This is a genomic window from Chromobacterium aquaticum (assembly GCF_021129195.1).
GTDB classification, from domain to species: Bacteria; Pseudomonadota; Gammaproteobacteria; order Burkholderiales; family Chromobacteriaceae; genus Chromobacterium; species Chromobacterium aquaticum.
In genome coordinates this window covers 1-13,830 of the sequence record NZ_JAJOHW010000107.1, presented here as the reverse complement: position 1 = coordinate 13,830, position 13,830 = coordinate 1, and the positions used below count along the sequence as shown (strand labels likewise).

General features: G+C 63.2%; 13 protein-coding genes. 8 read left to right on the top strand and 5 right to left on the bottom strand.

All coding sequences use genetic code 11. From position 1 onward, the window contains the following. The 5 genes from LQT98_RS16610 to tssJ form a co-directional block, all read right to left on the bottom strand. On the bottom strand, nt 1–564 hold a 564-nt coding region (locus tag LQT98_RS16610), incomplete at its 3' end, for a type VI secretion system Vgr family protein (RefSeq protein ID WP_231463653.1). Nucleotides 565–583: 19 nt separating this feature from the next. Then, entirely contained in the window at nt 584–1,060 is a 477-nt protein-coding gene (tssE, locus tag LQT98_RS16605) for a type VI secretion system baseplate subunit TssE (protein WP_048409778.1), read from the bottom strand. A gap of 3 nt (nt 1,061–1,063) precedes the next feature. Further along, nucleotides 1,064–1,765, bottom strand: a complete 702-nt coding sequence (gene icmH, locus LQT98_RS16600; protein WP_048409779.1) for a type IVB secretion system protein IcmH/DotU — start codon at nt 1,763–1,765, stop codon at nt 1,064–1,066. 7 nt (nt 1,766–1,772) lie between these two features. Then, complete coding sequence (gene tssK, locus LQT98_RS16595) at nt 1,773–3,119, bottom strand: type VI secretion system baseplate subunit TssK (RefSeq protein ID WP_048409780.1); 1,347 nt, start codon at nt 3,117–3,119, stop codon at nt 1,773–1,775. 269 nt (nt 3,120–3,388) lie between these two features. Beyond that, entirely contained in the window at nt 3,389–3,928 is a 540-nt protein-coding gene (gene tssJ / locus LQT98_RS16590; protein WP_231463651.1) for a type VI secretion system lipoprotein TssJ, read from the bottom strand. A 180-nt stretch (nt 3,929–4,108) separates the two neighbouring features. Here tssJ and LQT98_RS16585 point away from each other — a divergent pair, with 180 nt between their 5' ends. The 8 genes from LQT98_RS16585 to LQT98_RS16550 form a co-directional block, all read left to right on the top strand. Beyond that, entirely contained in the window at nt 4,109–4,963 is an 855-nt protein-coding gene (locus LQT98_RS16585; RefSeq protein WP_082151008.1) for a M15 family metallopeptidase, read from the top strand. A 27-nt stretch (nt 4,964–4,990) separates the two neighbouring features. Continuing rightward, on the top strand, nt 4,991–8,755 hold the full coding sequence (gene tssM / locus LQT98_RS16580; RefSeq protein ID WP_231463648.1) for a type VI secretion system membrane subunit TssM: 3,765 nt from the start codon (nt 4,991–4,993) through the stop codon (nt 8,753–8,755). 15 nt (nt 8,756–8,770) lie between these two features. Next, entirely contained in the window at nt 8,771–9,790 is a 1,020-nt protein-coding gene (gene tagF / locus LQT98_RS16575; protein WP_048409783.1) for a type VI secretion system-associated protein TagF, read from the top strand. Between the two features lie 81 nt (nt 9,791–9,871). Further along, the gene (tssB, locus tag LQT98_RS16570; protein ID WP_048409784.1) at nt 9,872–10,384 is read left to right on the top strand and encodes a type VI secretion system contractile sheath small subunit; all 513 of its coding nucleotides are present in this window, start codon (nt 9,872–9,874) and stop codon (nt 10,382–10,384) included. Between the two features lie 3 nt (nt 10,385–10,387). Continuing rightward, nucleotides 10,388–11,872, top strand: a complete 1,485-nt coding sequence (tssC, locus tag LQT98_RS16565; protein WP_048409785.1) for a type VI secretion system contractile sheath large subunit — start codon at nt 10,388–10,390, stop codon at nt 11,870–11,872. 109 nt (nt 11,873–11,981) lie between these two features. Next, nucleotides 11,982–12,479 carry an Hcp family type VI secretion system effector gene (locus LQT98_RS16560; RefSeq protein WP_048409786.1) on the top strand — a complete coding sequence of 166 codons (498 nt, stop codon included), beginning with the start codon at nt 11,982–11,984 and terminating at the stop codon, nt 12,477–12,479. A gap of 141 nt (nt 12,480–12,620) precedes the next feature. Next, the gene (locus LQT98_RS16555) at nt 12,621–13,058 is read left to right on the top strand and encodes an OmpA family protein (RefSeq protein ID WP_231463646.1); all 438 of its coding nucleotides are present in this window, start codon (nt 12,621–12,623) and stop codon (nt 13,056–13,058) included. A gap of 85 nt (nt 13,059–13,143) precedes the next feature. Beyond that, nucleotides 13,144–13,830 (top strand): type VI secretion system Vgr family protein (locus LQT98_RS16550; protein WP_231463645.1); only part of this gene is annotated, 687 nt, incomplete at its 3' end.

Here is a 13,830-nt window from a genome sequence, read left to right as displayed (position 1 = left end):
ATAACCCTCTTCGTGCAGCAGTCGCACGATGAAGTCGTAATCGGATTCGCGGTATTGCAGGCAGTAGCTGCGTGGTGAGGCCGGGCCGGTCTTGAAGTCCAAGGTCTGCACCCGCGCGAACACCGGGTTGGCTTGCTGATGCTCGGCCAGGATCTGTTTGACGATGTCCGGCACCGACAGGTCCTGAAACACCCGCGAGCTGACGCGATGCCGCAGCAGCGCGAACGGCGGTTCGATGGTCAGCTGGTAGCGGCTGAAGCCGCCATCCGAGCCCAGGCTTTCCACCTTGGACACCACGCCGCAGCGCAGGCTCTCCGCGCCGGCGGCATCGAGGATGCCGAGGCGGGCCGGCAAGCCGAGCAGGGTCTTGAGTTCGATCGCGCCGTCCGGAGACAGACAGGTCAGTTGGTAGGCGTAGGGCCGCGACACGCCTTCCTCGCCGACCAGGCTCAGCGGCAGCAGTTGCTCGGCCGCCACGCTGCCGTCGCCCAGGCTGAGGGTGAGCAGGCGCTGGTCCTGGTTGAAGGCGGAGGCGAAGCTGGCGAGCAGGGTGCTGAGGTCCATGGGGCGCTGTCAGGCTGAGTCAGCCTTGTACCTTGTATACGTTGGAGGAGAGTTGCAGCGTGGCGTCGAAGGTGACCGGCGGCCGGTGCGGGTGCACTTTCAGCACCGCGTCGACGCGGAAGCGCAGGTGGCGCTCCATCTCGCGCGGCGCGTCCAGATTGACGCGCACGCGGGATAGCCGCGGCTCGTGCACTTCGATGGCGCGGCGCAGTTGTTCGCGCAAGAGTTCGCGGTCGTGCGGGTTGAGCAGACTGATGCCGGACAGGTCAGGAATGCCGAAGCTCAGCATGCTGTCGTTGGCCAGCGGGTAGGCGTCGAACAGCTCTTGCACCGGTGCGAGCCGGGTGTTGAGCAGCGCTTCCAGATCCCGCGCCAGCGAGCGCTTGATCTGCGCCAGCTCGTAGAGCATGGTTTCTGCGCCATGGCTGTTGTCCGGCTGATCGTCCAACAGCCGGTCCAGAACCGATGGCAGCAGCTGGGCGTGGCGGCGGTTCATCGCTTACAGGCCGAAAATGCTTTGCATCTGGCTGGACAGCAGCCAGCGGTAGGCGACGAAGATGCCGGCGCCCACCACGGCCAGCAGCGCGAAGTACAGCCACAGCGGCAGTTCATGGCGCACAAAGGCCTGGAAGCGTTGCGGCAGTTGCCAGTTGGGTGCGAACTCGGCCTTGCCGCCGCGCACTTGTTGGATTTCCTGGCCCAGTTTGTGGGTCAGATAGCCCAGTTTTTCCTGGCCTTCCAGCAGGTATTTGCCCTGGAAGCCCAGCAGCAGGCAGGTATAGAACACTTCCAGCGGCTCGATATGGGTGGCCGGTTCCAGCCGCAGCTGTTCCAGGCGGTTGAAGAAGCCCTCGCCGGCCAGGTGCTCGCCAAACAGGCGCAGTTGCAGCGGCATGCGTTCCCATTCGTCGCGGATGTCGAATTCCGACGACAGGATGATTTCGTCCATCAAGGCGCAGAACGCGTACTTGGAGTGGTTGATGGCGTTCTGATCCTTGCCGAAGTTGCGCGCATTGCGCTCGTACTGGTTCAGGAATTGGTCGACGCGGCGGTTGAATTCCACCGCGCTGCTGGGGGCGTTGCCGTCCTTGAGCAGGAACAGCAGGTAGATGCCGTCTTCCAGCATTTCGCGCAGGGTGGGGGCCGCGGCGGCGGCCACGGCCAGCGGACGTTCTTGAGGGGTGGCGGCGGTTTGGTTCATGGCGGTCTCAGCGGAATACGGCGATCAGTTCAAGCGTCAGGTTGGAGAGCGTTTGCGGCATGTAGATGCAGATGCTGCGCGATTGCAGCATGCGGCTGAAGATTTCACCGTGCGGCTCCAACGCGAAATAGTGGTTGCCCACCCGCACCGGAATGGCGGACGGGGTTTGCGCCGCGTGGCTGAGCGCCACGCCGCGCATGGCGGAGTTGAGGATTTTTTCCACGTCGTCCGGCGCGCCTATCTTCATCTTCAACGGCACGCTGTCGATGATCTGGCTGGCCGGCAGTTCGCTTTGCACCGACAGGTAGTAATCGACGTTTTCCAGCAGGCGGTCGCTTTCCAGCCGGCCGATGTAGAAGGACGGCTTGGGCGAGTGCAGCGGGATGATGGCGTAGCGCGAGGAAATCACGGTTTCCAGCAGTTCGCGGATTTGCGCGTCCAGCGCCGGCAGCACGGTGTGCAGGTCGTCGTGGCGGTAGGCCGGGATGTCGGACAGCGTGTAGTGGGTGGAGAAGGTCTGCAACTCGCCGCAGAATTCGGCCAGCGCCAGGTAGAGTTCTTCCGGATGCAGCGGGCTGGCCAGCGACAGGTGGCGCAGCTTGGCGAAGTTGCGGTTGACGGTGTGCAGCAGCCAGAAGGAGCTGATGTCGCTGGAGCTGTACTCCATCACGTTCTTGGCGCGTTCGCGCTGGCCGCCGGACAGCGCCTGGTTCTTCACCAGCAGGATGTCCAGCAGGCGGCGCAGCATGTGGCTGACTTCGCGCGAGCCTTCCACCGTCACCAGCGGCGGGATGAAGCCGCCGGCCAGGCTCCATTGGCCGGTGGCGTCCTTTTCCAGCCGGCACAGCGGGATGGCGTCGTAGCCATCGCGGTTTTCTTCCTCGATCATCAGCCGCACGTCCAGTTCCAGCGTGGACAGGTCGGCGTCCAGCGCCTGGGTGTAGAGGTCGGCCACTTCGACATTGGCGCTCTGGAAGCGGGTGGGGCGGGACATCGCCTCGCCGCTGCGGGTATTGCCGCCATAGGGCTGCATATGGGCGAGACAGGCGTAGAGCGTGGTCTTGATGCCGGCTTGCGGCAAGGTGTTCAGATCGCGCGACAAGGGCAGCGGCGCATTGACCGGCGCCTGGTACAGCGTGCCGTCGCGAAACAGGATGGACAAGGCGTCGATGCGGACGGTGCCGCCCTTCAGCGCCTGCTCATCCAGCGTGATCTGCTGCACGCCCCAGGCGTGGCGGTTGCTCAGTTGCTGCCGCGAGGAGAGGTGCTGCTCCAGCAAGAGGGCTTGCTGCTGAAAGTGCTGCGGGCGCAGGAACATGCCTTCGCCCCATAGCACTCGTTTGGCTTGTTGCATTACTGATACACCTTGTCTGGATTGCAATTTCAAATTCAATGGGCGCTGAAAATTCATCAGCGGGTTCGCCGGGCTTGGCCGCGGCGGCTGCGGGCGGCTTGCCCGGCAAGGCCAAATCCCGTCTGGGGCCGGGCGCAGCCGGTAATAACACCCTGTTCAAACTGTGTACACGATCGCTAAAATGCGCGACATTTTGCAGCAGCGCTTTGTCCTTGTCATGCAAAAGGCTTTGTTAATTTTCAGCGTCGCGCTCGATGGCCGGTGGCGCCTCAGTTCCGGCTGGCGGCGCAATCCACCTTGGGCGTGGAGGGCTGGCCGGGCATGGTCAAGGCCTTGGGCTTGATGGCTTCCAAGTGGCATTCCGCGGCGCGGAAGCTCAGGTCCTTGCTGCGGACGGTGTCTGCGTCATACAACAGGCGCCAGAAATTGGGGTCCGGACGGCGGAAGAAACCGACGACACCGATGAACTGTGTGTCTTTTTCAATGGTGACGTCATCCAGCGTCACTTTACCACCTGGCAAAAAGGTCAGTTCCTTGCTGCTGATCAGGCTATCGCCCAGGAGCTCGGATTCGGGTTTGCCGCTGGCCAGCGCTTCCATGGTCAGGCGGTTGAAGGCCTGCTGGTTTTTCAGCTGGTAGACATGCACCACCACGGACAGCGGTTTTCCTTTGGCGTCGCGGTTTAGCGTGGGGGTTCCCTCGGCCTTGATGTCTATGTTTTTGGTGCTGGAACAAGCGGTCAGAGTGGCTATGACAACGGCGGAAAACAAGACTGCTGCGCGTTGCCAACGGGGGCGTTTTTTCGTCATGACGGCGGTTCCTAACGATTGGATTTGTGACTATCTGCTATCGAAAGTATCCCAAATTTTTGGTTTAATTGGAATGCATGATAGCTGGCAATTTAATTTGCATATTGGCGTCAAAATCCGCGATTGGGTCGTTCAAGCTATTGATTTAAATTGTAATGTCATTTACTGTTTTGCGTCAAAATGCATTTTAACTATATCCTGCCAGTTCTTGTGTTTGGCATCGTCTCGCTGCTGTCGTGGCTGGGCTGGAAGTTCTTCTTGGGACAGCCCCGCATCTTGGAGGGAACGCGCTCTCCAAAGGCCGTCGCGCCGGTAGCGGACACGCCTGCGGCGGCTCCTGCGCTTTCGAATGAAAAGCGGGCGTTGAGCGCCGCTTTTTTGCGTGTGTCGAGCGGAGCGCCGGGCGTGGCCGCCCGCTACTGGCGGGTGTGGCTGCCGGTGGTGTCCCTGCTGCTGGTGGCGTTGGCGGTGGCGATCACCCTGAAGCTGAACCGCTTCCACCGCAGCCCGGAGTTCGAGGCGGCCGAGTATGCCCAGGGCATCAGAATCAAACAAACGCTGCTGGAAGAAAAACTGGTGCCGCCGCCACCGCTGCCGCCGGAAGCTTTTGTCAATGTCATCGCGGAGCGCCCCAGCCTGGGCCATGCCGACCGCGACTGGAGCAAGCTGAATCCGGAGTTCGTGCAGGTGGTGTTGCGGGTGATGGAAAAAATGAAGGCGCGGGGCTTCCCCATGGTGCTGCTGGAGGGCTACCGCAGCCCGGAACGCCAGGATTCTCTGGCCGGGCAGGCCACGCTGGTGACCAAGGCCAAGGGCGGTCAGAGCAAGCATCAATACGGCTTGGCTGTGGACCTGGCGCCGATCCGCGCGGGCAAGGTAGTGATTTCAGAACGTGACCCCTGGGCGATGCAGGCTTACACCGCGCTGGGGGAGGAAGCTGCTGCAGCCGGCCTGACATGGGGCGGTAACTGGAGCTTCAAGGACTTCGGGCATATTGAGAGGCCCGGCTCGCTCAAGTCCCTGCTCAAAAAATAACGGCTTACAAGAAGGTGGTGGGTGTTTATGAAAGGTTGGTTGCGTCACGCCAAAGTGGCTTCTGCAATCGGGTTCCTGATCCTGATCGCGTTGATCTGGTTCCTGGGCCCCTGGTTGGGACTGGAGTCGCTGGAGGCCCGCTTGGGCTGGATCATCGGCGTCATGTTGTTCTGGGTGCTGACTCTGCTGGTGGGCCAGGTGCTGGCGCGCCGCGCCGGCGGCCTCTTGGAGCGCATGCTGCGCAAGCAGGCGGACGAGGCGGTGATCAACGCCAGTTCCGACAAGCGCGCCGAGGTTACCCTGTTGCGCCAGCGGTTGCTGGGCGCCATCGATACGCTGAAAAAATCCAAGCTGGGTTCCGCCAGCGGCAGCGCCGCGCTGTACGAGCTGCCGTGGTACATGATCATCGGCCACCCGGCGGCGGGTAAGAGTTCCGCCATCCTGCAATCCGGCCTCACCTTTCCGTTCAGCGACAAGAGCGGCATCCAGGGCGTGGGCGGCACCCGCAACTGCGACTGGTTCTTCTCCACCGAGGGCGTGCTGCTGGACACCGCCGGCCGTTACGCGACCCAGAGCGAGGACCGGGTGGAGTGGCTGGAATTCCTCAAGCTGCTGAAAAAGCACCGCGCCAAGGCGCCGGTGAACGGCATCCTGATCGCCATCAGCCTGCCGGAACTGGCGCAGCACAATAGCGAGGGTTTCACCTTGTACGCGCGCCAGATCCGCGAGCGCATCCATGAGGTGTGCAATACCTTCGGCCTGTTGGTGCCCATCTATCTGGTGTTCACCAAGCTGGACCTGTTGGGCGGCTTCGCCCAGTTCTTCCAGGAAGCCGACGACGAGGAACGCGCGCGGGTCTGGGGCGCGACCTTGAGCGCCGATCAAGGCGCCGGCTTCGACATCGCCACCGTCACCGGCCAGCAGTTTGAACTGCTGTACCGCGGCCTGGTGCAGGCCGGCGAGGAAAAGCTGATCCAGTATCGCGGTGACCAGATCAAGCCGGCCCATTTCGCCTTCCCCATCGAATTCCACGGCCTGAAAGAGGCGGTGGTCAAGTTCGTCAAGCTCTTGCACGAGGAAGACCCCTACCACGCGCGCCCGCTGCTGCGTGGCTTCTATTTCACCAGCGCGCTGCAAGAAGGCGTGCCGCGCATCGTCGCCGCCAACCGGGTGCAAGGCCAGTTCGATTTGAACAAGGGCGGTCAGGACATGAAGCAGGCGCCTGCGTCTTACAGCTTCTTCCTGCGCAATCTGTTCCGCGACGTGCTGTTCCAGGATCAACACCTGATTTCGCGCCAGACCAAGCCCAGCGGCAGCCGCTGGCGCCTGATCGGCATGGCGGCCGGCGTGTTGTCGCTGGCGGCGCTGGCCAGCTTCTGGACCTGGTCCTTCATCGGCAACCAGCACCTGCTGGACGAGGTGAAGGCGGAACGCGCCCAGGCGCAGAAACTGGCCGCTAGCGGTCAGCTGTACGACAAGCTGCGCTCGCTGCAAATCCTGCAAAAGCGCCTGGAAGAACTGCAGGCTTATCGCAAGAACGGCGCGCCGTGGCAGATCGGTCTGGGCCTGTACCAGGGCAAGGAGCTGGAGCCGCAACTGCGCCGCGAGTATTTCGCCGGCCTGAAGGACGTGATGCTGCGCCCGGTGCAGCGCAATCTGGAAACCACGCTGGTGGCGCTGAAGCCCGAAGCGCCGGCCCCGGCGCCGGTGGTGAGCGAGCCGGCCAAGCCGGCGGTGGCGGCGCCCGCTCCGGCGCCGTTCAAACCCAAGCCCAAGAAGCACGCGCCGCGTGGAGGCCTGCCCAATATCAAGCTGAGCGCGCTGGACTGGCCGCAACGCGCTACCACCGCCAAGCTGGACGCGTCCGCGGCTCAAGGCGAAACCGCCGCGCCGCAGCGCAATCCGCAGCAGCTGGACGCCAGCTACAACGCGCTGAAAACCTATCTGATGCTGCATGAGCAGAAGCGCATGGACGAGGCGCACCTGATAGACCAGCTGCCGCGCTACTGGCGGCCGTATCTGGAAAGCCAGCGCGGGCAGTATTCGGTGGAAGAGGTGATGGCGGTGGCCGAAAAGCTGGTGGCCTTCTACGTCAGCCAGATCAAGGAAGCGGACCTGCCCTTGATCGACAACAACGCCAAGGTGGTGGGCGAAGCGCGCGATGTGCTGCGCGGCTCCTTCAAGCGCCTGTCCGCGCAGGAGCGCGTGTTCAACGAAATCAAGGCGCGCGCCAATACCCGTTTCTCGCCGCTGACCGTGGCGCGCATCCTGGACAACCGCGATCTGGACGTGATCGCCGGCAGCCAGATGGTGGAGGGCGCTTTCACCCGCGAAGCCTGGAACGGCTACGTCAAGGGCGCGATCGACGAAGCCAGCAAGGGCGAGATCCGCAGCGACGATTGGGTGCTGGCCTCGTCCACCCAGGACAATCTGGGCCGCGACGGCGACGTGGAGAAAAACCGCGCCACGCTGGAAACCCTGTATCGCACCCAGTACGCGGCGGCCTGGAAGAAATTCCTGATCGGCGTCACCACTCGCGACTTCACCAATCCGGCGCAGTCGGCGTCGGCGATGGCGCGGCTGTCCGACAAGCAAAGCTCGCCGATCAAGCTGGTGCTGGCGCGCGCGGCGATGGAAACCGCCTGGGACAACCCATCCGAGCTGAACCGTTCGCTGGAAAACGCCAAGCAGTCGATGCTGGAAAAGACTGCTGAATTCCTCAAGGGCGGCAGCGCGCCGGCCCAGGCCGACAAGGGCAAGCTGTACGGCGAAGTGGGCCGTCAGTTCGCCGGCGTCGCGCAGCTGGTCAAGGGCGACAACCCGCCGATCAACGCCTATCTGGACCAACTGGCCAAGCTGAAGGCCAAGCTGGCGGCCATCTCCAGCACCGACGAGCCCGGCCCGCAGGCGCGCGCCGCGCTGCAGGCGACGCTGAGCGGCTCCGGCTCCGAACTGGGCGATACCGCCGCCTTCGTCGACAACAGCCTGCTCAGCCAGGTGTCGCCGGAAACCGGCGAAATGGTGCGGCCGATGCTGGTGCGTCCACTGACCCAGTCCTACAACGCCTTGCTGGGCCCGGTGGCCAACGACATCAACCAGGCCTGGGCCAACGAGGTGCTGCCGCAATGGAAGCAGCTGGCCGGCAAATATCCGTTCGCCGATTCCAGCAACAGCGCCTCGGTGGCGGAGATCAGCCGCTTCGTCAAAGCCAATGACGGCACCCTGGACAAATTCATCAACAAATACCTGAGCGGCCTGGTGCAGAAGAAGGGCGACCAATTGGTGCCGCGCGCCTGGGGCAATATGGGGGTGAAGTTCAACCCCGCCTTCCTGTCCAGCGTCAGCAGCCTGTCCGCGCTGGCCAACACCCAGTTGCAGGATGGCGAGAACACCCGTTTCGAACTGCAGCCGACGCCGACGCCTGGCCTGTCCGAAATCGTGTTCGAGGTGGACGGCCAAGAACTGCGCTACCGCAACGGCCCGCAGGCCTGGCAGCCGTTCACCTGGCCGGGCACTGGCCAGAACGCCGGCGCGCGCATCCAGGTGGTGTCCTACAGCGGCGCCAGCAGCGTGGTGGGCAACCAGCCGGGCCGCATGGGCCTGATGCGCTTGTTGTCCAGCGCCAAGGTCAGCCAGGACAGCCCGGACTCCGCCCAGCTCACCTGGAACCTGCGCAAGCCCGATGGCGACGCGCAAACGGTGAAATTCAATTTCCGCATGGTCGGTGGCGTCAACCCGCTGCAACTGACCAAGCTGTACAAGCTGACCTTGCCTGAGCGCGTGACGCTGTAAGGAGAGAGACGAGTCATGGCGTTCAATTTCAAGCGCGCTCAGGAAGCGCCCCCGCAGTTTTGCATTTTCGGCAAATTGCCGCGCCGCGGCGATTTTGTCCGCGTCAACGCCACCCATCCGGCGGCCACCCAGCTGGACCAACTGCTGGCCCAGAGCCTGCTGGGGCTGGAGAGCGGGCCGGAGGCGGTGGAGCGCTACCGCGCGACGCCGGCCACCAGCTTCGTGCTGCGCAGCCGCGATCAAATGTGGCTATCGCTGGGCGTGATGCAGCCCAGCCGCGACGAGAGCGGCCGCAACTATCCGCTGGTGGCGGCCTCCTTGCTGCCCTGCGACACCCCGCTGCCGCCGCTGTCGGTGCTGATGCTGGCCAATGAGCTGTTTTTCTCCGGCCTGAAGGAGCAGTTGAGCAGCGCCATCGACAACGCGGTGGAAATGCTGGCCTGCCGGCAGTTCCTTGAGGAGCAGTCGTGGTTCGGCTCCTCCTCCAGCGCCGACATCGAGCTGGCGCAGCAACTGCTGGAGCGGCATATGGCGATGACCCCGGCCAGCCGGCTGGCCGCGCTGCTGGCTCAACGCGGCCTGCCGGACCTGGAAACCGTGCTGCTGGCCTTCACCTTCCACCATCAGCTGCTGCGCAAGTTCAAGGGCAGCCTGTCGGCGCAGACCTACCTGCTGCCGCTGCCTGACAGCGACGGCGAAGACATGCTGGCCGCGGCCACCTGGCTGTCGTTGTACCAGGCCGCCACCACCGGCCAGGGCGGCCAGGCGGAGCAATGCCTGCTGATGCGGCGGCCGGAAGGCCGTTTCCTGGCCTTGCTGCCAGGTGAACTGAACGAGCAAATCGTGGCGCAGTGTTGGGGCGGGCAACTGGACGCGCGTTTCGTGGTCGACGTGGCCGAACCGCAGGCGCCGTGGCGCAATCATCAGGCGTATGCCGAGGCGGCCTACATCCTGGGGCGGCGGCTGAACGACCCGTCCATTTCGGTGGCTCAGTTGAGCGATGTGGCTTCCAGCCTGTCGCGCAGCGTGGCCTGAGTATTGGCGTAACACCGGAGCCGCGGGCAATTGTTGAATGCAGGCGGCGCCAGAGCTTTGTGAACTTGAGAGAGAACCATCATGGCCAAAGAAAGCACACAGAAAAAACTGTCGCGGGTACGCCCGCCGCGCGTGCAGATCACCTACGACGTTGAAATCGGCGACGCCATCGAAACCAAGGAACTGCCCTTCGTGCTGGGCGTGCTGGGGGATTACTCCGGCCACAGCAAGGAGCCGCTGCCCAAGATGAAGGAGCGCAAGTTCGTCCAGATCGACCGCGACAACTTCGACGAAGTGCTGAAAGGCATGGCGCCGCGCCTGACCATCAAGGTGGACAACAAGCTGAAGGAAGACGGCAGCCAGTTGGCGATGGAACTGAACTTCAACGAGCTGGCCGACTTCGAGCCGCAGAACGTGGTGGACCAGGTCGAGCCGCTGAAACAGCTGCTGGACGCGCGCAAGCGCCTGGCCGATCTGCGCAACAAGATGGCCGGCAACGACAAGCTGGAAGAATTGTTGGACGAGGTGGTGCGCGATACCGAAAAGCTGAAGCAAATCAGCCAGGCCGCGCATCCGGACAAAGCAGGGGAGTAATAGATGAGCGCAGAACAACAACTCGAGGCCGGCGCGGCCGCAGCACCGGCGGCGTCCGGCAGCCTGCTCGATTCCATCATCGAGCAAAGCCGCGTTGCCACCAACGACAGCGAGAAGGGCCATACCCGCGATCTGATCGGCGAACTGGTCGACCAAGTGCTGGAAGGCAGCGTCAGCGTATCGCGCGACCTCTCCGCCAGCATTGACGCGCGCATCGCCGAGATCGACGCGCTGATCTCCTCGCAGTTGAACGAGATCATGCACCAGCAGGATTTCCAGAAACTGGAAGCCTCCTGGCGCGGCCTCAAATACCTGGTGATGGAATCCGAAACCAGCACCATGCTCAAGATCAAGGTGCTCAACGCCTCCAAGAAAGACCTGGTCAAGGACTTCAAGGCGGCGCCGGAATTCGACCAGAGCGCGCTGTTCAAGAAAATCTACGAAGAAGAATACGGCACCTTCGGCGGCGCGCCTTACGCCGGCCTGGTGGGCGATTACGAATTCACCCGCCACCCGGAAGACTTCTACCTGCTGGACGAACTGTCCCACGTCGCCGCCTCCGCGCACGCGCCGCTGATCACCTCCGCCTCCTCCGGCCTGTTCGGCCTGGAGAGCTTCACCGACATCGGCAAGCCGCGCGACCTGGCCAAGATCTTCGACACCGTCGAATACGCCAAGTGGAAATCCTTCCGTGAATCGGAAGACTCCCGCTACGTCGGCCTGGTCCTGCCGCACGTGTTGGGCCGCCTGCCCTACGGCCGCGACAATGTGCCGGTGGAAGAATTCGACTTTGAAGAAAACGTGGATGGCAGCACCCACGAAAAATACCTGTGGACCAATGCCGCCTACGCCTATGCCGCGCGGCTGACCTCCGCCTTCGCCCAGTACGGCTGGCTGGCCGCCATCCGCGGCGTGGAGGGTGGCGGCCTGGTGGAAGGCCTGCCGGCCCACACCTTCAAGACCGACGACGGCGAAGTGGCGCTCAAGTGCCCGACCGAAGTGGCGATCACCGACCGCACCGAAAAACTGCTGTCCGATCTGGGCTTCATCTCGCTGGTGCACTGCAAGAACACCGACTACGCGGCCTTCTTCGGCGGCCAGTCGGTGCAAAAGGCCAAGACCTACAACACCGATTCGGCCAACGCCAACGCGCGCCTGTCCACTCAGCTGCCCTACATCTTCGCGGTGTCGCGCATCGCGCATTACATGAAATCCATCATGCGCGACAAGATCGGCAGCTTCGCCTCGCGCCAGAACGTGCAGGACTTCCTGAATACCTGGTTGGCGCAGTACGTGCTGCTGGACGACTCCGCCAGCCAGGAAGCCAAGGCCAAATACCCGCTGCGCGAAGCCCGCGTCGACGTGGTAGAAGTGCCGGGCAAGCCGGGCGTTTACCGCGCCGCCGCCTTCCTGCGGCCGCATTTCCAGCTGGATGAATTGACCATTTCCCTGCGTCTGGTCGCGGAGCTGCCGCAACCGGCGGGTTAACGCTGGAGAGCCCGGTGCCACGCGCTCCCGCAGGGCGCGCGGCCTTGGGCATCCTTTGCAATAGGAGGGCGAACCCTCCGATTTTTGACCTTTGTTTAAGGAGAAGTAAATGGCTTTTGATGCATTCCTGAAAATTGATGGCATTCCTGGCGAGAGCAGCGACGAGAAGCACGCGGACTGGATCGAGATCCAATCCTTTGCCCACAAGCTGGAACAGCCGGCTCAAGCGACCGCCAGCTCCGCCGGCGGCGCTACCGCCGAGCGCGTGAACCACGCCGCTTACGAAATCACCCACTTCCTGGACAAGGCCAGCCCGAAGATTTACGAAGCCTGCTGCAAGGGCCAGCACATCAAGGAAATCACCATCGAACTGTGCCGTGCCGGTGGCGATAAGGTGAAGTACATGGAGATCAAGATGGAACAAGTCCTGATCGCCAAGGTTGAGCCGCACGGTTCCGCCAACGACAACGGCTTCCCGAGCGAAAAGGTGAGCTTCACTTACGGCAAGATCAAGTGGACCTACACCCAGCAGAAACGCGCCGACGGCGCCGGCGGCGGTAACGTCAGCTCCGGTTGGGACCTGACCGCCAACAAGGCGATCGCTTAATCTCCAGCCTTGCTGGAACGCAAACCCGCCTGTGACCCAGGCGGGTTTTAGGCATCCGGGAAGCCGCCGCGCGCCGGCCTGGCGCAGCGGTTTCCGGGAAGCCCTTTGCCCATGTTTAAAGTCAATTCGGGAAGTAATGCTATGAAACGTTTGCTGATGGTCGCCGCGCTTGCGTGCTTGGCGCTCGCGGGCTGCAAGACCAATCCTAACGCTCAACAAGCCTCCAAGGACCCCGCCGTGATCAAGGCGGCGGAAGAGAAGGCCGCGCTGGACAAGGCCGTGGCCGCCAATATGGCCATAGACCCCAACCTGATCCCGTTTGAAAAAATGAGCCCCAAGCTGTCCCCGGTGGGGGAGGCCCAGCTGCAACTGCTGCTGCCCAAGCTTAAGACCGCCAAATCCATCCTGGTGCGCGGCCACTGCTATCGCGGCGACATCGGCAACGCCCGCGCCGCCGCCCAGACCCGCGCCATCGCGGTCAAGCAAGTCCTGACCGACGCCGGCATCCCGGCCAGCAAGATCAGCGTGCGTTACGACACCGAGCGCCAATTGCACGCGGTGCGCATCGTCGCCAACTAATTACTCCGGCTCAAGCCGCGGCCGTTTGCTCGGCGCGGCTTGACGCATTGCGCAGTCGATTTGATTTGACCTTGAGTTAAACGCCATGGACCTCAGCACCCTGCTTGCCAGCTTCGCCTCTGCCTTCAATCAAGACCAGCGCCTGCTCACCCTCAGCCTGGGCGACGGCAGCGTGGCGGCCGAGCAACTGCTGCCGCTGAGCCTGGCCGGCGAGGAAGGCGTGTCGCGGCCCTACGCCTACCAACTGACCTGTCTGTCTCCGGACGGCGCGATCGAACTCAAGACCCTGCTCGGCTTGCCGGCCCGCCTCGGCATCCTCGATGCCGCCGGCGCGGAGAGCCTGCGCTGCGGCGTGGTGTCCAAGGTGGAAAGCCTGGGCTCGGATGGCGGCTTCAGCCGCTACCAGCTGACCATCGAACCGCCGTTCGCGCTGCTGCGGCATCGCGTCAGCTCGCGGGTGTTCCAGGACTTGTCGGTGCCGGACATCGTCAAACAAATCCTGGCCGAGCATCAGCAAGCCAACCCGGTGTTCGCGCGGGTGCAGACCTTGGACTTCAAGACCGGCCCGGCCTCACCACGCAGCTACTGCCTGCAATACCGCGAATCCGATTACGACTTCATCGTGCGACTGCTGCACGAAGAGGGTTATGCCTGGCGTTTCGATCATGTCGATGGCGACACCCCCCAGGTGCAATTGGTCGCCTTCGACGACCCCTATAGCCTGCCGCCGGCCAGCGTGGAACGGGTGCGCTTCCACCGCAGCGACGCCACC

Bases quoted from the DNA above. Each gene is read 5' to 3' on its own strand.
- tssE (WP_048409778.1), bottom strand. From the start codon at position 1,060: ATGAACCGCCGCCACGCCCAGCTGCTGCCATCGGTTCTGGACCGGCTG.
- icmH (WP_048409779.1), bottom strand. From the start codon at position 1,765: ATGAACCAAACCGCCGCCACCCCTCAAGAACGTCCGCTGGCCGTGGCC.
- tssK (WP_048409780.1), bottom strand. From the start codon at position 3,119: ATGCAACAAGCCAAACGAGTGCTATGGGGCGAAGGCATGTTCCTGCGC.
- tssJ (WP_231463651.1), bottom strand. From the start codon at position 3,928: ATGACGAAAAAACGCCCCCGTTGGCAACGCGCAGCAGTCTTGTTTTCC.
- LQT98_RS16585 (WP_082151008.1), top strand. From the start codon at position 4,109: ATGCATTTTAACTATATCCTGCCAGTTCTTGTGTTTGGCATCGTCTCG.
- tssM (WP_231463648.1), top strand. From the start codon at position 4,991: ATGAAAGGTTGGTTGCGTCACGCCAAAGTGGCTTCTGCAATCGGGTTC.
- tagF (WP_048409783.1), top strand. From the start codon at position 8,771: ATGGCGTTCAATTTCAAGCGCGCTCAGGAAGCGCCCCCGCAGTTTTGC.
- tssB (WP_048409784.1), top strand. From the start codon at position 9,872: ATGGCCAAAGAAAGCACACAGAAAAAACTGTCGCGGGTACGCCCGCCG.
- tssC (WP_048409785.1), top strand. From the start codon at position 10,388: ATGAGCGCAGAACAACAACTCGAGGCCGGCGCGGCCGCAGCACCGGCG.
- LQT98_RS16560 (WP_048409786.1), top strand. From the start codon at position 11,982: ATGGCTTTTGATGCATTCCTGAAAATTGATGGCATTCCTGGCGAGAGC.
- LQT98_RS16555 (WP_231463646.1), top strand. From the start codon at position 12,621: ATGAAACGTTTGCTGATGGTCGCCGCGCTTGCGTGCTTGGCGCTCGCG.